This window comes from Microbacterium sp. S1037 (assembly GCF_048381605.1).
Lineage (GTDB): Bacteria > Actinomycetota > Actinomycetes > Actinomycetales > Microbacteriaceae > Microbacterium > Microbacterium testaceum_B.
In genome coordinates this window covers 2,330,939-2,348,297 of record NZ_JBLWIG010000001.1, presented here as the reverse complement: position 1 = coordinate 2,348,297, position 17,359 = coordinate 2,330,939, and the positions used below count along the sequence as shown (strand labels likewise).

General features: G+C 70.0%; 22 protein-coding genes. 8 read left to right on the top strand and 14 right to left on the bottom strand.

Translation table 11 applies throughout. The features are described 5' to 3' along the window. The first annotated feature begins 55 nt into the window (after window positions 1-55). From ACMW4R_RS10720 to ACMW4R_RS10710, 3 genes are read left to right on the top strand one after another with little or no spacing between them, the layout of a single operon-like run. Window positions 56-367, top strand: a complete 312-nt coding sequence (locus ACMW4R_RS10720; protein ID WP_058628729.1) for a hypothetical protein — start codon at window positions 56-58, stop codon at window positions 365-367. Next, window positions 364-1,041 (top strand): response regulator transcription factor, encoded by a 678-nt coding sequence (locus ACMW4R_RS10715; RefSeq protein ID WP_058596672.1) that lies wholly within the window; start codon window positions 364-366, stop codon window positions 1,039-1,041. The genes ACMW4R_RS10720 and ACMW4R_RS10715 overlap by 4 nt, the downstream gene beginning before the upstream one ends. Then, window positions 1,038-2,006 carry a sensor histidine kinase gene (locus ACMW4R_RS10710; RefSeq protein WP_058613134.1) on the top strand — a complete coding sequence of 323 codons (969 nt, stop codon included), beginning with the start codon at window positions 1,038-1,040 and terminating at the stop codon, window positions 2,004-2,006. Before ACMW4R_RS10715 ends, ACMW4R_RS10710 begins: the two co-directional genes overlap by 4 nt. A 37-nt stretch (window positions 2,007-2,043) precedes the next feature. Here the strand turns inward: ACMW4R_RS10710 and ACMW4R_RS10705 are convergent, their stop codons facing one another. The 4 genes from ACMW4R_RS10705 to ACMW4R_RS10690 form a co-directional block, all read right to left on the bottom strand. Next, complete coding sequence (locus ACMW4R_RS10705) at window positions 2,044-2,829, bottom strand: FAD:protein FMN transferase (protein ID WP_058613135.1); 786 nt, start codon at window positions 2,827-2,829, stop codon at window positions 2,044-2,046. Further along, entirely contained in the window at window positions 2,826-3,380 is a 555-nt protein-coding gene (locus tag ACMW4R_RS10700; protein ID WP_058613136.1) for an FMN-binding protein, read from the bottom strand. The genes ACMW4R_RS10705 and ACMW4R_RS10700 overlap by 4 nt, the downstream gene beginning before the upstream one ends. A gap of 11 nt (window positions 3,381-3,391) precedes the next feature. Further along, complete coding sequence (locus ACMW4R_RS10695) at window positions 3,392-4,822, bottom strand: ferric reductase-like transmembrane domain-containing protein (protein ID WP_418299868.1); 1,431 nt, start codon at window positions 4,820-4,822, stop codon at window positions 3,392-3,394. Window positions 4,823-4,926: 104 nt separating this feature from the next. Further along, on the bottom strand, window positions 4,927-5,754 hold the full coding sequence (locus ACMW4R_RS10690) for an SDR family NAD(P)-dependent oxidoreductase (protein ID WP_058613138.1): 828 nt from the start codon (window positions 5,752-5,754) through the stop codon (window positions 4,927-4,929). Window positions 5,755-5,942: 188 nt separating this feature from the next. Here ACMW4R_RS10690 and msrB point away from each other — a divergent pair, with 188 nt between their 5' ends. Together msrB and msrA are read left to right on the top strand one after the other, a co-directional pair. After that, window positions 5,943-6,398 carry a peptide-methionine (R)-S-oxide reductase MsrB gene (msrB, locus tag ACMW4R_RS10685; RefSeq protein WP_058596678.1) on the top strand — a complete coding sequence of 152 codons (456 nt, stop codon included), beginning with the start codon at window positions 5,943-5,945 and terminating at the stop codon, window positions 6,396-6,398. A gap of 41 nt (window positions 6,399-6,439) precedes the next feature. Beyond that, window positions 6,440-6,994, top strand: coding sequence for a peptide-methionine (S)-S-oxide reductase MsrA (gene msrA, locus ACMW4R_RS10680; protein ID WP_058596679.1), 555 nt, complete (start codon window positions 6,440-6,442; stop codon window positions 6,992-6,994). Window positions 6,995-7,034: 40 nt separating this feature from the next. On the opposite strand, the gene ACMW4R_RS10675 is transcribed toward msrA, so the two are convergent. Genes ACMW4R_RS10675 through ACMW4R_RS10665 form a run of 3 tightly spaced genes read right to left on the bottom strand, consistent with a single transcriptional unit; the run spans window position 7,035 to window position 9,228 of the window. Then, window positions 7,035-7,559, bottom strand: a complete 525-nt coding sequence (locus ACMW4R_RS10675) for a GNAT family N-acetyltransferase (RefSeq protein ID WP_241493655.1) — start codon at window positions 7,557-7,559, stop codon at window positions 7,035-7,037. Continuing rightward, entirely contained in the window at window positions 7,526-8,824 is a 1,299-nt protein-coding gene (locus ACMW4R_RS10670; RefSeq protein ID WP_058613139.1) for an FAD-dependent oxidoreductase, read from the bottom strand. The genes ACMW4R_RS10675 and ACMW4R_RS10670 overlap by 34 nt, the downstream gene beginning before the upstream one ends. Continuing rightward, on the bottom strand, window positions 8,821-9,228 hold the full coding sequence (locus tag ACMW4R_RS10665) for an arsenate reductase ArsC (RefSeq protein ID WP_058613140.1): 408 nt from the start codon (window positions 9,226-9,228) through the stop codon (window positions 8,821-8,823). The genes ACMW4R_RS10670 and ACMW4R_RS10665 overlap by 4 nt, the downstream gene beginning before the upstream one ends. Window positions 9,229-9,328: 100 nt before the next feature. On the opposite strand from ACMW4R_RS10665, the gene ACMW4R_RS10660 reads away from it, so the two are divergent. Genes ACMW4R_RS10660 through ACMW4R_RS10650 form a run of 3 tightly spaced genes read left to right on the top strand, consistent with a single transcriptional unit; the run spans window position 9,329 to window position 11,372 of the window. Then, window positions 9,329-9,679 carry an ArsR/SmtB family transcription factor gene (locus tag ACMW4R_RS10660; protein WP_058596707.1) on the top strand — a complete coding sequence of 117 codons (351 nt, stop codon included), beginning with the start codon at window positions 9,329-9,331 and terminating at the stop codon, window positions 9,677-9,679. Window positions 9,680-9,728: 49 nt separating this feature from the next. After that, window positions 9,729-10,964 carry an NAD(P)/FAD-dependent oxidoreductase gene (locus ACMW4R_RS10655; protein ID WP_418299867.1) on the top strand — a complete coding sequence of 412 codons (1,236 nt, stop codon included), beginning with the start codon at window positions 9,729-9,731 and terminating at the stop codon, window positions 10,962-10,964. 24 nt (window positions 10,965-10,988) lie between these two features. Continuing rightward, window positions 10,989-11,372 carry a hypothetical protein gene (locus tag ACMW4R_RS10650; protein ID WP_058613142.1) on the top strand — a complete coding sequence of 128 codons (384 nt, stop codon included), beginning with the start codon at window positions 10,989-10,991 and terminating at the stop codon, window positions 11,370-11,372. Here the strand turns inward: ACMW4R_RS10650 and ACMW4R_RS10645 are convergent. From ACMW4R_RS10645 to lsrF, 7 genes are read right to left on the bottom strand one after another with little or no spacing between them, the layout of a single operon-like run. Continuing rightward, window positions 11,369-11,875 carry a GNAT family N-acetyltransferase gene (locus ACMW4R_RS10645; RefSeq protein WP_058613143.1) on the bottom strand — a complete coding sequence of 169 codons (507 nt, stop codon included), beginning with the start codon at window positions 11,873-11,875 and terminating at the stop codon, window positions 11,369-11,371. The two genes, ACMW4R_RS10650 and ACMW4R_RS10645, sit on opposite strands and share 4 nt — an antisense overlap. After that, window positions 11,872-12,825, bottom strand: coding sequence for a dipeptidase (locus tag ACMW4R_RS10640; protein ID WP_058613144.1), 954 nt, complete (start codon window positions 12,823-12,825; stop codon window positions 11,872-11,874). The genes ACMW4R_RS10645 and ACMW4R_RS10640 overlap by 4 nt, the downstream gene beginning before the upstream one ends. Before the next feature lie 35 nt (window positions 12,826-12,860). Continuing rightward, entirely contained in the window at window positions 12,861-13,790 is a 930-nt protein-coding gene (locus ACMW4R_RS10635; protein ID WP_418299902.1) for a carbohydrate ABC transporter permease, read from the bottom strand. 14 nt (window positions 13,791-13,804) lie between these two features. Then, complete coding sequence (locus ACMW4R_RS10630; RefSeq protein WP_418299866.1) at window positions 13,805-14,710, bottom strand: carbohydrate ABC transporter permease; 906 nt, start codon at window positions 14,708-14,710, stop codon at window positions 13,805-13,807. Between the two features lie 29 nt (window positions 14,711-14,739). Then, entirely contained in the window at window positions 14,740-16,071 is a 1,332-nt protein-coding gene (locus ACMW4R_RS10625) for an ABC transporter substrate-binding protein (protein WP_418299865.1), read from the bottom strand. A gap of 34 nt (window positions 16,072-16,105) precedes the next feature. Next, the gene (locus ACMW4R_RS10620; protein ID WP_418299864.1) at window positions 16,106-16,468 is read right to left on the bottom strand and encodes a cupin domain-containing protein; all 363 of its coding nucleotides are present in this window, start codon (window positions 16,466-16,468) and stop codon (window positions 16,106-16,108) included. Beyond that, window positions 16,465-17,355, bottom strand: coding sequence for a 3-hydroxy-5-phosphonooxypentane-2,4-dione thiolase (lsrF, locus tag ACMW4R_RS10615; protein WP_418299863.1), 891 nt, complete (start codon window positions 17,353-17,355; stop codon window positions 16,465-16,467). The genes ACMW4R_RS10620 and lsrF overlap by 4 nt, the downstream gene beginning before the upstream one ends. Window positions 17,356-17,359 lie beyond the last annotated feature (4 nt).

Below are 17,359 nucleotides of genomic sequence, written 5' to 3'. Positions count from 1 at the left end.
GACGATCGCCCCACTGCTGTGGTACTCGTGTGAGGATGAGGGCGGGAGGATCGCGATGCCGGAACACCTGCACGCCGTGACGCTCGTCGTGAACATGCCGATCACCAAGATCGACGCTCTCGACACGATCGCCTTCGCCGCCGACGGAGGTGTGGAAGGTGCCGGCACGACGAGCCCGCGCGTCTGGCTCGCCCCGCACGCGTGGGCCGAGGTCGAGATTCCGAAGTTCGCCGATCCCCCGCCGTTCGCGATCGACATCTACTCCGACGTGTCGGGCGCGGTGGCGTGGGCTCAGGCTCGACGGCTGTTCGCCGCGCTCGAGCGGTTCGGGTGGGACGTGAGCCCGCCCCACGCGGGGGTGCGGTGAGCGAGACCGCCGAGCCGAGGCCGCGTCTGCTCTACGTCGAGGACGACGCCGAGATCGCCGCGATGACGATCGAGGTGCTCGGCGAGATCTACGACGTCGTGCACGAGAACGACGGCGTGGCCGGCCGAGACCGGGCGCTGCGCGACAGCTTCGAGGTGATCCTCCTCGATCGGCGCCTGCCCGGCCGCGACGGAGCCGAGATCGTGCGCGACCTCCGAACCGCCCACATCACCACCCCCGTCCTCATGCTCACCGCACTCGGAGCCGTCGCCGACCGCGTCGAAGGGCTCGATGCGGGAGCGAACGACTACCTGCTCAAGCCGTTCGACTTCGAGGAGCTGCTGGCGCGCCTGCGGGCCCTGCGGCGCGCGTTCCGAGCCGAAGGGCGCCGCCGAGCGGTCGCCGAGTGGACTCACCTCCCCGACACGGCCGTGGTCTACGGCCCCTTCGGCGAGCGCGTCGCCCTCACCTCGACCGAGAACGCCGTTCTCGAGCTGTTGAGCCGCAGCCCCGACCACGTCTTCTCGCGCGAAGAGATCGCCCGCGCGGTGTTCTCGTCTCCGGATGCCGTGACCACCGTCGACACCTACGTGCACTACCTGCGCCGCAAGACCGCGACCGACCTCGTCGAGACCGTGCGCGGGCGTGGCTATCGAGCGGGGGCCGCGCGGTGAGCGTCGACGACGATCGCCGCGTCGTACGCCGCGCCGCCCTGCGGGTCGGCACGCTCGTCGCGGGAGCCTCGGCGGTCGCGATCGCCGTGGGAGTCGGCATCCTGGTCATCGTTCTGATCGCGCAGGCCCGCACCGAGGGCGGGGGTCGGCACGGCCCGGGTGGCGCGCCCCTGGGCGATCGGTTCGTCGTCGACCTCGATGACGTGCTGCCCTGGGTGGTCGGCCTGGGTCTGGTCGGCGTCGTGGTGCTCGGTCTCGTGGGATGGGCCGCGGCCCGCTGGTCGGTGCGTCCGCTGGACGAGGCTCTTCGTCGGCAGCGCGCGTTCGTCTCGGACGCGAGCCACGAGCTGCGCACGCCCCTGACCGCGCTGACCAGCCGCATCCAGATCGTGCAGCGACGCCTACGGCGCGGCGAATCGCCCGATGACTCCCTCGACCAGCTGCGGCGCGACGCGCAGATCATGGACGACGTGCTGGCCGACATGCTCCTGACCGCCGAAGGCGAGGTCCGCACGGGCACCGCGCGAGTCGACGACAGCGTGCGGGTGGCGACCGCGACCCTCGCCTCTCTCGCCGCCGAGGCCGGAGTGCGTCTGCAGCCGACGCGGCTGACCGACGCGACCGTCGCGGTGCCCGCGGTCACCGTGGTGCGCATGTGCACCGCCCTGCTCGACAATGCCATCGGGCACGCGCCGGTGGACTCCGAGGTGACGATCAGCGCCGATGCCGATGAGCACGACGTCGTCGTCCGCGTGGAGGACGAAGGCAGCGGCATCCGGGATGACGATCTGCCCCGCATCTTCGAACGGTTCGCCCGTGGGGCCGAGTCGGGTCGGCGGCGCGGCTTCGGGCTCGGACTCTCCCTGGTTCGCGAGGCGGCGACCCGGTACGGCGGGAGCGTCGAGGTCGAGCGCACCTCGCCGTCGGGAACGGTGTTCGCCCTGCGCCTGCCCCGCGCCCGCTGAGGGCGTCGGGCTCAACGTCGCCCACGCGCGCACCGACTCAGTCGAGCAGCGCGTCCCGGAACGCCGACACCTCCATCCGACCAGCGAAGCGCCGGGTGCGTCCGTGCTCCCAGACGAGACCGGATGCCACGGGTGCGACCGGCATCCAGTCGAGATCGTCGATCCCGGCGATGGCCGCGACGGTCGCCCATGCATCGGCGGTGGTGAGGTCGTCGGCGATGACCGTCGCACTCACGGGACCGGAGAGATGCACGCCCGTGCGCGGGTCGATGAGGTGGGCGCCGCGCTCGGACGTCCCCGAGGTGGCCACGGCCCCGTCGACGACTCGGACGGTGGCCAGCAGCTCGCCCTCGTGGGTCGGGTGCGCGACGCCGATGCGCCAGACGTGATCGCTCGTCGGAGCGGTGCGCAGACGCATGTCACCGCCCACGTTGACGCCGACGGCCTCGATCCCGCCGCGGGCGAGGAGATCGTCGAAGGCCCGGGCCGCGGCATCCGTCGACCATCCCTTGACGATGCCGGTCGGGTCGAACCAACCGCGCCAGTGCGCGTCGAAGCGCCCGCCGCTGCGCTCGCGCAGATCACGACACAGCTCCGCCACCTCGGTCACCCGCGGATCGAGATCGCCGAGCTCGAGGGCGTCGTCGCGCAACCGCGAGATGTCGGAGTCGTCGCGGTAGGTCGAGAACACCCGCTCGTCGTCGCGAAGACGCGCCACGCACGCGGCGATCGCGTGCTCCACGGCCACGGTGCGCTCGCCGAGGACGGTGATCGAGGCGACGGTCCCCATCACGGGCTCGACGACCGTGAACGCGCCGGTCATGCGCGGGCCCGGTCGAGCGCGGACTGCAGGGAGGTGCGGTACCCGGTGCTCGTGTACGTGGCGCCCGAGACCATGTCGACCTGGGCGCTCTGCGCCTGCACGGTCTCTTTCACGAGGATCGGCAGCGCGCGCGAGTTGATCTGCTGGTCGCGTCCGTTCTCAGAGGGGTACTGCGGCACCTGGACGTCGGTGATCGCCCCTCCCGACACGGTGATCTGCACCTGAACGGGACCGAAGCGCGTGCTGGCCGTCTGACCGGTGTACGTGCCATCGGCGAGGCCGCTCGACGACGTCTGCGCGGTCGACCCCGACGACCCGCTCGACCCGGACGACCCACTCGAGCCCGACGACCCGCTCGCGGCGGAGCCGGATGCCGAGGGGCTCGGCGTGACCGTCGCGCCTCCCGGGGCCGCGTTCGCGCCGGAGGTCACCCCCGTGGAGGAGGTCTCCGCGAGAGCGCTCGCCGACTCGGGGACCAGCGAGGTGCGGTAGCTGAACAACAGGACGAGGCCGGTGACGGTCGCCATGAGGGCGTAGACGATCTTCTTCATGAGCGGTCTCCTCAGACGGTGAAGGCTTCCAGGTGGATGCGGTCGGCGGCGACGCCGGCGCGGCGGAGGTCTGCGCGCACGGCATCCATCCAGGTCGGGGGTCCGCAGAGGAACACGTCGTTGTCCGCGGGTCGCGGCGACACGTAGCGGACGAGATCGGCACCCGCCCATCGCGCGTGCGAGGCCGGCAGCCACGACGAGGTCGTGTGGGCGCGGGGGCCGGGAAGAGGCGCGTGGCGCAGCCCCCGCTCCCGCACGAGGCGGTCGATGGCATCGGTGCGCAGGGCGTCGGCGGCCGCGTGGTCGCGGACGAGGAGCGTCGCGCCGCCCGGCTGCCAGTCGGCCTCATCCAGGATCGCGACGAGGGGCGCCACTCCCGCACCGGCACCGATCATCAGCAGGTGTCCGCCGCGACGCTCATCGGCTGTCATCGTGCCGTAGGGACCCTCGATGAGAACCCGCGTGCCCGGGCGCAGAGCAGCGAGTCGGTGAGTGCCGTCGCCCACGAAGCGAGCCGAGATCACGAGTTCTCCACCCGACGGGTCCGCGGCGAGCGAGAAGGGGTGTCCACGCGACCAGCCCGGACCGTCCAGGAAGCGCCAGACGAAGAACTGCCCGCCGCGTGCCTTCAGCGCATCGATTCGGCGTCCGGTCATGCGCACCGAGACGCCGCTGCGGCCATCGGGCTCGACGGCACTGACCCGGATGCCATGGCGAAGCGACCGCGCGAGCGGAACCCCGAGCCGGAACACGATCACCGCGGCCATCGTCACCGCCCACATGGCCCACCAATACACCGTGGCCGAGCGGGAGACGATGAAGTCGGCGCCGGTCCACAGCATGTGCGGGACAGCGAGGCCCACCCCGAGATAGCCGTAGAGGTGGAGGAGGTGCCACGACTCGTATCGGAGTCGTTTTCGGGCCTTGCGCACCGAGGTCACCACGACGAGCAGCAACAGCGCGGTACCCGCGGTCGCCAGGAGCATTCCCGGGTAGTCCCAGATGAACTGCCACGCCTGCTCGATCGGATTGACGTCCGCGGCGACCGCGTAGCCGAGGATCTGCAAGCCGATGTGCGCCGTGAACAGGGCGAACGACCAGAAGCCGACGATCCGGTGCATGCGGGTGATGCCGTCGCGCCCGAACCCGCGCTCGAACAGCGGCACACGGGCCATGAGCAGCACCTGGTAGAAGAGGAGGTTCGCGGATGCCAGCCCCGCGGCGCGACCGAGGGCGTTGAGCGAGTCCGCTCCCCCGCCGAGCAACGACTGGATCTCTCCGCCCGCGATCCAGACGGCCACGACGATGAGACTCGTCGCCCAGACGACGACGATCGCCGCGAGGTTCCAGAGCGATCGGGTGCGCGCCGCGCTCCGCGGGGAGGAGCGAGCGCGGCGCATGGCTGCCACGGGCGGGGCGGAGAGGGCGGGTGCTGCGGTCATGCCCTCACGATGCCCAGGCGCTCCCCAGACGGCTCCAAGAAAACCGCGTGGTGGTCACCTCCATGGTCGATCCAAAGGAAAGACCAAGCTTTTTCGGCCCGCGGTCAGTCGTCGACACCCGCCAGCACGGCGCTGCGCTCCCAGAGCGCCTTCGCGACCGCCGGATCGTCCGCGAGACGGTTGGTCCGCGCCGGCTTGTTGTTCGCGTAGAACCCGCCCGGTTGCCAGTCGACCCCGGGCTTGCCCAGGGCGAGCCAGGTGAGCCGTGCACCGCCGACCGCGGTCGAGGTCATCAGGCGCTGAGCGAGCGGGCCGCCGTACAGGAACTTCCACGGCCCGTCGCTCGTCGATCCGAAGTTCGAGGCGATCACGCCGGGGTGGAAGGCCACCGCGGACAGCCCCCGATCGCCGAAGCGTCGGTTGAGCTCCTTCGTGAAGAGAACGTTCGCGAGCTTCGCGTTGCCGTAGGCCGTCGTGGAGGAGAAGTGATTCGCTCCCTGCAGATCGTTCAGATCGAAGCGCGGGAAGAGCTTGGCCGCGGCGCTCGAGGTCTGGATCACCGAGGCGCCGGATTCGATGAGGCGCTCCCGCAGCAGGTTCGTGAGCAGGAACGGAGCGAGGTGGTTCACCTGGAACGTCGTCTCGTACCCGTCGGCCGTGAGGGTACGCCGGCCGAACACTCCCCCGGCGTTGTTCGCCAGCACGTCGATGCGCGGGTATCGCTCGAGAAGGGATGCCGCGAGCTCGCGCACCTGCGACAGGTCGCTGAAGTCCGCGACGAAGGAATCGACACCGAGAGTCCGCGCGACGCGGGCGGTCTTCTCGGGATTACGGCCGACGACCACCACCTCTTCGCCGAGATCGTTCAGCTGCTTCGCGGACGCGGCACCGATGCCGTCGCTGGCGCCGGTGATGACGATGGTGCGGGTCATGCGTACCTCCTGGTCGATGAGCTGAACGCTAATGCGCACGCCGATGAGAACAGCGGGGCTTGCCCTCGGCATCCGGGACTCCTGAGAACTCACAGCCCGCTCCCAGCCCCGCGGGACCAAAAAGCGCGGGCGCCGCGTTCTCTCCTGTGACGCCCGCTTCGGAGCGTCGAGACGAGAGGATACGAACCGTGAGCACGGAGTACCGGAAGACGTCGGAGGCGCTGGGCCGCCTCACCGACCGCCAGTTCGCCGTCACGCAGGACGACGCCACCGAGCCGCCGTTCCGCAACGAGTACTGGGACAACCACGAGGACGGCATCTACGTCGATGTCGTATCAGGACAGCCGCTGTTCTCCTCGACCGACAAGTTCGAGAGCGGCTCGGGCTGGCCGAGCTTCACCAAGCCGATCGACGATGCCGCCGTCGTGACCAAGACGGATCGGAGTCTGTGGATGACGCGCACCGAGGTGCGCTCGGCGGGGGCCGACAGCCACCTGGGCCACCTCTTCGACGACGGCCCTCGACAGGCCGGCGGGCTGAGATACTGCATGAACTCGGCCGCCCTCCGATTCGTGCCCGTCGCCGAGCTCGAGGCGCAGGGATACGGCGCCTACCGTGCGCTTTTCCCGGGGAGCCGCGCCTGATGAACCTCTTCTCTTTCCGCAACCGCAAAAGGAGCCACACCATGACCAGCGGACCCACCGACACCGGCGAGATCACCCGCCGCCCCGGCACCGAGACCGCCGTCCTCGCCGGCGGCTGCTTCTGGGGCGTCGAAGACCTGATCCGCCGTCAGCCCGGCGTGCTCGACACGCGCGTCGGCTACACCGGCGGACAGAACGACCACGCCACCTACCGCAACCACCCCGGTCACGCGGAGGCCGTCGAGATCGTCTTCGACCCGACCCGGACGTCGTACCGCGACATCCTGGCGTTCTTCTTCCAGATCCACGACCCCTCGACGCTGAACCGTCAGGGCAACGACATCGGCACGAGCTACCGCTCGGCCATCTTCCCGCTCTCCCCCGAGCAGGAGAAGGTCGCGCGCGACACGATCGCCGACGTCGACGCATCCGGCATCTGGCCCGCCAAGGTCGTCACGACGATCGAGCCCGAGGCTCCCTTCTGGGAGGCCGAACCCGAGCACCAGGACTACCTCGTGCGGATCCCGAACGGGTACACGTGCCACTTCGTGCGCCCCGGCTGGGTGCTGCCCAAGCGCGAGGAAGCCTCCGCGTAAGCGTTTCCGGGGCCCGGATGCCATGGCATCCGGGCCCTTGTCATACCCGGTGGCTGCGCCTCTCGATGAGCACGGTGTCGCGCCAGCGGCCGGCCACGTCTCGACCGATCCGCTCGCGCGTTCCGACCGTGCGGAAGCCGTGGCGGGCGTGAAGAGCGAGCGACGCGGTGTTCTCAGGAAAGATCGACGCCTGGATCGTCCAGATACCGTCGGCCTCGGTCGAATCGATGACCGCGTCGAGCAGTGCATGCCCGATTCCCTGTCCTCGACCGTCGGCCTCGACATAGACGGAGTGCTCGACGACCCCGCGGTAGACCGGCCGTGACGACACGGCCGACACAGCCGCCCAGCCCGTGATTCGACCGTCGATGACCGCGACGAAGCGGTGCGCGTCGAGCTTTCCCGTCGCGAAGTCGACCCAGGTCGCCGGGGGTGCCGCTTCGAACGTGGCGTGACCGGTCGCGATGCCCTCCGCGTAGATGCGATGCACCTCCGGCCAATCCGCCTCGGCCAACGGGCGCACCGTCGTGCTCACGCGCAGCAGGACCCCGCGTCGGTCGTGCACACGCCCGTCTCGGGCAGCACGAGATCGACCTGCCGCGCCGCCACCCGGTCACCTGCGAGCTCGGCGGCTATCGATCGCACTTGCTCGTACCCGGTGAGCAGCAGGAATGTGGGCGCTCGACCGTACGACTTCATGCCCGCGAGGTAGAAGTCGGGCTCGGGGTGGGTGAGCTCGGCGACGCCGTGCGGCGGCACCGACCCGCACGAGTGCACGTTCGGGTCGATGAGCGGGGCGAGGGCACGCGGCGCCTCCACGATCTCGTCGAGACCGAGGCGGATCTCGGCCAGCATCGACAGGTCGGGGCGAAATCCGGTGGCATTGACGATCACGTCCACCGCGACCGCGAACGCCTCGCCTGCGCGTCGACCGCTCACGCGAACTCCGGCGTCGGACAGCCGAACATCATCGATCTCGAACGAGGCGATCTGCTCGACACGGCCCGCGGTCACCAGGCCGTGGACCGCCGCACCGAGGCGCCCGCGGGCGGCGAGGTCGTCGGCCGCGTCGGCGGCGAGGCGCGCGGTTCCCTCGTTGCGGACAGCCCACGAAACGCGTGTCGTCGGCTCTTCCTCGGCGAGCGCGGCGAGGGCGATGAGGGTGTTGGCCGCCGAGTGGCCCGCGCCGACGACGAGCACCCGACGACCGGCGAAGCGCGCGCGGTCCCGCCGCCCCACGTCGGGGAGCGCTGTCGTCACCCGGTCGCCGAGGTCGCCCTCCGGGGCGAAGCCGGACGACAGCAGTGAGCGCGGCGAGTTCGTCGTGCCCGAGGTGTCGATGACGGCCCGGGCCATGACATCCGTGGTCCCCTCCGCCGTGCGCAGTCGAAGGACGAAGGGGGCGGCCGCCCGGCCGGCCGAGCGCGTGCGGTCCATCCCCTGGCGGGAAACGGCCTCGACGCGCGCCCCGTATCGGACGACGGATGCCAGGGCGGCGGTGCGAGCGAGCGGCTGGAGGTAGAGGTCGATCAGCTCGTCCCCGGTGGGCAGGCCCTCGGCATCCGGAGCGGTCCACCCCTCGGCCTCGAGCAGCCGCTGCGCTGCCGAGTCGACGACGTAGCGCCACGGCGAGAACAGTCGGGTGTGACCCCATTCGCGGACGGCCGCGCCGACGGTGTCGCCCGCCTCGAAGACGACGACCGGGAGCCCGCGCTCGATGAGGTGGGAGGCCGCGGCGAGGCCGACCGGGCCCGCACCGATGACCGCGATCGGAAGGCCCGCGCGACGGTCGACCTCCGGCCGCGGCGGGACCGTGAGGGTGAGGCTCACGCCTCGACCCCCAGCTCACGCAGCAGCGTGGTGACACGCGCCTTGATGTCGTCACGGATCGGGCGAACTTCGTCGAGGCCCTTGCCCGCCGGATCGGTCAGTTCCCAGTCCTCGTAGCGCTTGCCGGGGAAGATCGGGCACGCGTCTCCGCAGCCCATCGTGATGACCGCGTCGGACGCACGCACGTCGTCGGTGAGCAGGAGCTGCGGCACTTCCGCGCTGATATCGATGCCCTCCTCAGCCATTGCCGCGACAGCCATCGGATTGAGGGCGTCACCTGGGGCGCTGCCACCGGAGAGCACGCGCACCCGCTCGCCCCCGAGGGCTCGGGCGTAGCCGGCGGCCATCTGCGAGCGCCCGGCATTGTGCACGCAGACGAAGAGGATCGTGGCGGTGTCGGACATTGCTTTTCCTTCGGGTCGGGACGAACGGGAACAGCATGACGCAGAACATCGACGCACGTCAATATTGACGTTCCTCGATATTCTGAGAATGATGGATGCCATGACTCCCGGTACCGCCCTGCCCCTGCTCGACGCCCCGTGCTGCGTGTCGTCGGGCGATGCCGCGATGGCACCGGCAGAGGCGGAGACCCTCGCGAAGACGCTCAAGGCGCTGGCCGATCCCGCCCGCCTGCGGATCGTGTCGATCATCGCCGCTCAGGATGCTGGCGCCACGTGCGCGTGCGACCTGCAGGAGCCGCTCGGCCTGTCGCAGCCGACGGTGTCTCACCACACCAAGGTGCTGGTGGATGCCGGCATCCTGACCCGCGAAAAGCGCGGCACCTGGGCGTACTTCTCCCTCGTGCCGGGTGCGCTCGACCGCGTCGCCGCGGCCATCGCGCCCCGGCCCTGACGCGCGCAACCCCCGCATCCGCCGGCAGGGCGATGCCTAGGCTCGCCCCATGAGCGCGTACGACGTCATCGTCATCGGCGCGGGGCTCGCGGGGCTGCGCTGCGCGACCCGCCTCGCCCACGCCGGCCGCGATGTCGTGGTCCTCGAGGCGGGCGAGACCGTCGGCGGACGTGAGCGGACCGACATCGTGGACGGCTTCCGCCTCGACCTCGGCTTCCACGTGCTCAATCCGGCGTACCCGTCCATCCGTCGGTGGGTCGATGTCGACGCGCTCGCGCTCCGGCGCTTCCCCGTCGCGGTCAGCGTGCGGCTCGAGGACCGGGTCGTCCGTCTGGCCCATCCCGTGCGACACCCCTTCTCTCTCCCCGAGACGCTGGCCAGCGGGCTCGTGCGGCCCGCCGATCTCGCCGCGCTCGCCCGTTGGGCGGCGCCGACCGTGGTCTCGGCCCGCGCGGCGAAGGACGGCACCGACCGCACGCTCGAAGAAGCGTGGGATCGCGCGGGTCTACGCGGCCCCCTCCGCGAGAGCGTGCTCGAGCCGTTTCTCGCCGGCGTGCTCGCAGACGACCGGCAGGAGACCTCCGACGCGTTCGTGCGGCTGCTCGTCCGGAGCTTCGCCATCGGCCGTCCGGGGGTCCCCGCCGCGGGGATCGGCGCTCTTCCCGCGCAGCTCGCCGACACGGCGCGCCGCGCCGGGGCCGGCATCCGGGTCGGTCATCGGGTGGTTTCCACCCGGCCCCGGGCGTCCGGTTGGCACGTGGGCATCGAGGGACGGGATGCCGTCACCGCCCGCGCCGTGGTGATCGCGACCGGGCTCGACCCGGCGCTCGACGTCCCGCTCCCCCGGCCCCGGGGGCTGCAGACGTGGTGGTTCGCCACCGACGACGCACCGAGCGAGGACGCTGCGCTCCGCATCGACGGGCGACGACGCGGCCCGATCGTGAACACCGCGATCATGACGAACACCGCCCCGACCTACGCTCCGCGGGAACAGCACCTCGTCCAGGCGACCTGCGTGATGCCCTCTGCGGCGACGGAGGATGGCATCCGGAGCCAGCTCGCCGAGATCTGGGAGACCGACACCCGACCGTGGCGACTCCTCCGGCGCGACGACATCGCCCACGCTCTCCCCGTGCAGGACCCGCCGCTGCGCCTGCGCCGGCCCGTTCGGCTGGGTGACGGGCGCTACATCGCCGGCGATCACCGAGACACCGCGTCGATCCAGGGCGCCCTGGTCTCGGGCCAGCGCGCGGCGGAAGCGGTGCTCGCCGACCTCGCGCGCTGAGCGGACTCCCGGCAGACTGGACGAATGCCCGGCCTCCACCACCTCGACATCTGGATCGCCCACCCCGACGACCTGACCGACTGGATCTGGCTCCTCACCCGCCTCGGATGGACCACCGAGGCCGAGTGGCCGGGAGGCTCGACCTTCACCGCGGGCGGCGCGTACATCTCGGTGACGACGACCCCGAACACGATCGACGCCCCACACGACCGCCGCCGACCCGGCGTGAATCATCTCGCGTTCGAGGGCGGAGCACCGGCCGAGGTCGACCGGCTGATGACCGACGCCCCCGCGCACGGGTGGGGACCGCTGTACGTCGACCGCTATCCGCACGCCGGCGGCCCGCAGCACTACGCGGGGTGGCTCGAGAACACGGCCGGTTTCAAGGTCGAGATCGTCGCGGACTAGCGGCTCCCGCCGCGGGCGGCGAGCGCGGTCAGGGCGTCGCCGGTCACGCGCCTCGTCGTCCACTCGTCCATCGCCTCGGCGCCGAGCGCGCGATAGAAGCCGATCGCAGGCTCGTTCCAGTCGAGCACCGTCCACTCCAGGCGCGAGTAGTCCTTGTCGATGCATTCGGCGGCGAGCGCGGCCAACAGGGCCACGCCGTAGCCGGACGACCGGTACTGCTCGTGCACGTAGAGGTCTTCGAGCCAGATACCGTGACGGCCGGTCCATGTCGAGTACGTGAGGAACCAGATGGCGACCGCGCGGATCTCCCCCTCCCGCTCCACGACGAACGCGAACGCGCGGGGATCGTCGCCGAACAGCGTGGCGCGGATCATCTCGGCCGTGTTGTCCACGGCATCCGGTTCTCTCTCGTAGTCGGCGAGCGCCTGGATGCACGCGAGGATGCCCTCTTCGTCGCCCGCACGGGCGGGGCGCAGAACGGCCCCGTCTCGGAGATCGGTCATTGCAGGGGCTCCCAGCTCTCGGCCGCCACACGGCGGAAATTCCCGCCGAGCACGGCGGCGGCGTCGGCGTCGGTCCATCCTCTCGCGGCGAGCGCGGGGCCGAGGCCGACGAAGGTCTCGGGCGGCATCCATTCCATGGGTCCCCACCGCGTGTAGCTGTCGTCGTACAGCTCGGGAGACGCGGCGACGGTGTCGCGGAACGTGGGCCAGTCGAACGAGAAGTCGGTGCTGACCCCGACGTGCCGGATGCCGACGACCTCGACGGCGCATTCGAGGTGCCGAACCATGGCATCCAGCGTGGGCGTGTTGGGTCCGAGGAAGATGCCGACACCGGTGATGCCGACGACTCCCCCGGTGTCGGCGACCGCTCGCGCTTGATCGTCGGTGATGTTGCGAGGGTGATCCCACACCGCGCGCATGTTCGAGTGGCTGAACACCACGGGCCGGGTCGATGCGGCGCACATGTCGAGCGTCGTGCGGGCGCCGACGTGCGAGCCGTCCGGCACCATCCCGCGCCGGTTCATCTCGGCCACGAGATCTCGTCCCCAGGGGGTGAGTCCGTCGTCGGTCGCGTCGAGACAGCCCCCGCCGGCGCGGTTGGCGTGGTTGTACGTCGGCCCGAGCGTCCGCACGCCCTGCGCGACGAGCAGGCCGACGGCATCCAGATCTCCTCCGAGAGGCGCGCAATCCTCGAGGTCGAAGGCGACGGCGGTGTCGCCGCGGGCGGCGATGCGGTCGATGTCCGCGACCGTCGAGGCCAGCTCGACGCCCTCGATCGCGTCCACCTGTGCGCGAAAGGAACGCAGAAGGGATGCCGTGAGCTCAGGCCCGTGCGGGGCGTAGCCGACGTTGAGCGACACGAAGCCGCCTCCGGCATCGCGATAGCGACGCAGGTCGCCGATGTCGGCGGTCTCGACGAGCTCGACGCACGCGTGCTGGTCCCAGAGCATCTCCCGAGGCTACCCGTGGAGGATCGCCTACCGCTTCACTTCACGCTGCCCTGGGTCAGGCCCCCGATCAGCCACTTCTGGAGGAAGAGGGCGAGAAGGTACACCGGCAGCAGTCCGGCGAGACTCGCAGCCGCCGTCTGTCCGAACATGACCTCTCGACCACCCTGCATGAGAGCGATCCCGACGGGCAGCGTCTGAGACTCGGCGCTCTGCGTGAGGAGCAGGGGAATGAGGAAGTCGTTGTAGACGAGGATGAACACGATGATCGACACCGCGACGAGTCCCGGCGCGACGAGCGGGAGGATCACCGCCCACAGCGTTCGTATCGGACCGCATCCGTCGATTTGCGCGGCCTCGTCGATCTCGCGCGGAACGGCGCGGAAGAAGCCGTCGAGCAACCACACCGCGACGGGGGTGAGGAGCAGTCCCTGCACGATCCCGAGCCCCACCACGGAATCCATCAGACCGGCGGTGCGCACGAGGACGAAGAGCGGGATGATCGCGACCACGGGAGGAGCGACGTACGCCGACACGATGAAGGCGAGCGCCCTGTCGCCGCCGACTCGCAGTCGGGCGACGGCGTAGTTCGCCGGTACGGCGACCAGGAGCGACACCGCCACCGCGATCGCCCCGGTGCCGATCGAGTTGCGCAGATAGGTGAGGATCGGCCAGTTCTGAAACGCAGACACCCAGTTCTCGACAGCGAGGCGAGACGGAAGGATCCGCGTCGACAGGATGTCGTCGGGGCTCTTGAACGACATCCCGACCATGTAGAGCACGGGGAGAAGGGCCAGCGTGATCGCAACGACGATGACGGCCCATTTGACGGCCAGGACCGAGCGCGGGGCTCGACCGGGCCGGCTGACGCTCACGGCCCGCGTCCGGGGGCGGCGGCGGCGCTTCGGAAGGACGAGGGTGCGGGTGGCGCCGGTATCGGAGTCGGCGGTGGTGTCGAGGTGGAGCATGGCGGTCACGGAGCTCACCCTTCTCGGTTCAGGCGCTGGCGCACGGCGTTCAGCGGGAGGATGACGACCGTCACGAGGACGAGGAAGGCGACGGTCTGAGCGGCCGCCGCTCCGACGTCGAACGTCTGGAGTGCGGTGCGGTAGATCTCGAAGCTGCTCACGGTCGTGTCGAAACCAGGGCCGCCGCCGGTCATGATGAACACGAGGTCGAACACTTTGAACGACACCACCAGCTTCAACAGCAGGACGGTCAGGAGGCTGGGGATCATCAGCGGCAGAGTGATGCGGCAGAACGTCGCGACGACGCCCGCCCCGTCCACCTGCGCCGCCTCATACACCTCCCCCGGCAGGGTCTGAAGGGCGGCGAACACCAGCAGAACGCAGAACGGTGTCCATTGCCACGCGTCGACCAGGGTGACGCTGATCATCGCGGCCGGGCTCGACCCCAGGAAAGGGAACGGTGACGAACCCGGAGCGACGAGCTGTCCCACGTTGTTCACGAGGCCGCCGGTGGGCGCGAGCATGAGCTTCCAGATGACACCGGCCATGACGGGCGGTGTCATCAGCGGGAGCAGGAGCAGGACGCGGATCACCCGTCCCCCGCGCACAGCCGCATCCAGCGACAGGGCGACGACGGCGCCCGCCACCAGGGCGAGAACGGCCGAGGGGACGGCGAAGGCGAGTGATCTGACGAGGGACGGGAGGGTGACCCCGTCCCCCAGCAGTGACACGAAGTTGTCCACGCCGACCCACCCGGCGAACGGCCGACCCAGCGACGACTTCGAGAACGACGCGGCCACGATGTAGACCAGCGGGTACAACGCGACGAGGGCGACGGCGACGAGAGAGGGCGTCAGGAGCAGACGTCCGATTCGTGACGCCGGACGGCGCGTGGTTCTCGGCGCGGCGGTGTTCGACATGGTGTCTCCGATCGGAGGGACGGGACGGATCAGCCGGCCAGCGACTGCCAGGTGTCCCAGGTCTGCGACATCGCCTGCTCGGCCGTGAGGCTTCCCTGGAGCATGAGCGCGAGATTGTCGCTGAGCGTCTGGATCATCTGCGGCGCCTGCGGCGAGGTCGGCCACGATTGCGCGTTCGGCAGCACCTCCGCGGCGACCTGCGCCACCTCGGGGGCGAACGCGGTGTAGGCGGAGCTCTCCAGCGTCGAGGTGCGGATCGGGTCCACGCCCGAACCGGTCGTGGTGATCAGCTGCTCGTTCATCTTCTTCGACGAGGCGAAGGCGACGAACTGCTTGGCGAGATCCTGGTCGGGCGCGTTGGGGCTGATCCCCATGGCCCATCCGGCGTTGAGCGCTCCCGAGACCGAGCCCTGCGGGCCCACCGGGAGCGGCGCGACGCCCCACTTGTCGACGATCTTCGACTGCTCGGGGTCCTGCGCGAAGACACCGAGGTCGGTCCAGAACTCGATCATGCCGACGTTGCCCGAGAGGAATTGCGGCAGAGCCTGCTCGAAGCCGATCTCGAGGGGGCTCGGCAGCGCGGCGGGAGCCGCGTCGAGCATCGCCTGAGCTGCCTCGACGGCTGCCGGGGTGTTCAGCTGCGGCATCTGCGGATCGATCTTGTCCGGCGACATGGTCGCGAGACGGTTGAAGAACGTCGAACCGATGTTGAAGGCGCTCTTGGCTCCGAGGAGGGCCGACCCGTATACGCCGTTGCCCTTCTCGGCATCCGTGATCTTCTGGGCGACCTGTACGTACTCGTCCCACGTCGTGGGCACCTGGACGCCGTTGCGTTCGAAGATCTCCTTGTTGTAGAAGAGCACGTGGGTGTCGCCGTCGATGGGCAGTCCGTAGGTCTTGCCGTCGTACTGCGTGTACGGACCGAAGATGCTCTGGATGAAGTCTGCGGAGTCGATGTCGCTGTCGTCGTCCACCCACGACGTGATGTCGGCGAGGGCTCCGGATTCGGCCAGGGCCCCGACGGAGGTGTACCAGTACTGGATCACGTCGTAGTTGTTGGTACCCGATTGGGCGTCGAGGATCGCCTTCGTCTGGATCTGGTCGTAGGGCACGACCTCGACCTGGATGTCGGTGCCCGTCTCGGCCTCGAACTCCTGCTCGAGGATCTTCCCGGCCCCTTCCTGCGGAGCGGCGATGAGTACCTTGAGGGCTTTGGATTCGGTGCCACCCCCCGCGTCCGAGGACCCGCCGCAGGCGGTCAGCGAGAGGGCGAGGAGGGAGACTGCGCCGACGCCGATGAGGGCGCGGGGGCGGAAGGATGCGCCGGAGCGCGGGGTGAGGAAGCGACGTTGCGTGCTCACAGGATGGTCCTTTCGAGGTTGGAGGTGCGGGATGTCAGGCTGCGGGGGTCCACGGTGCGTCAACTTTGTCTCCGTCGACCCAGGGGGCCTTGACGAAGACGGCGCGGAAGACCGTGTCGAAGGGGTTGCGAAGGAAGTGCTCCTGCCCCGGGCGCGCGTGCAGGACGTCGCCCGCGGAGATGGTGACGGGATCCGCGCGATCGAGCCAGACCTCGGCGGCACCGTCGATCACCACGAACGACTCCGTGTGCTCCCGGTGCAGGTGATTCGCGAAGGCGTCACCGGGACGGAGTACGACGACACCGAATGCGGCCTCCGGAGTCTGGGACAGGTAGCCCGGCCCCCACTCTCCGAAGCGGAGGTCAGCGTCGCTGACCCGCACGAGGTCGGCACTCACGCCGGCACCGCCGTCTCGGTCATCGAGCGGTAGAGCTCGTGCGCGTCGGCGGCGTCGAGATCGTCGTGCACGACGGCACGGACGGCGGTCATCATGGCGGCGGGGTTCGCGCTCTGGAAGATGTTGCGACCCATGTCCACCCCCGCGGCCCCCGCTCGCACCGCGCGGCTGGCCATGGTGAGGGCGTCGAGCTCGGGCAGTTTCTTGCCGCCGGCCATGATGACCGGCACGGGGCAACCGGCCACGACCTCCTCGAAGCCCTCCTCGCAGTAGTAGGTCTTCACGAGCTGCGCGCCCAGCTCGGCGATGATGCGGACGGCGAGCCCGAGGTAACGCGCATCACGGGTGAGTTCCTTGCCGACGGCGGTGACGCCCAGCACGGGGATCCCGGCGCGATACCCCTCATCGACGAGAGTCGTGAGATTGCGGATGCTGCGGGTCTCGTGCTCTCCCCCGACGAACACCTGGACGGCGACGGCGTCGGCGTTGACCCGGACCGCGTCGTCCATCGCCAGGGCGATGTTCTCGTCGGACAACTCTTTCAGGACGGAGGGACCGCCGGATGCCCGCAGAACGAGCCCCGCCCGCGTCGCCGGCGGGATCGACGTGCGCAGCGCACCGCGTGTGCACATGAGAGCGTCCGCGTGCTCGCCCAGGGGAGCGATGTTCACGTCGATGCGTTCGAGGCCAGACGTGGGTCCCTGGAAGTATCCATGGTCGAAGGCCAGCATGACCGTTCGGCCCGTCCGAGGGTCGAGGATACGGGCCAACCGGTTCTGCATGCCCCAGTCGAGATTGGCGGCGCCGCGGATCTCATGCGTGAAGCGCTGCGCGGGGACGTCGGGGTGGAAGTTCTTGGCCGAGACGTTGCCGTCGAGGTCTGCCATGAGG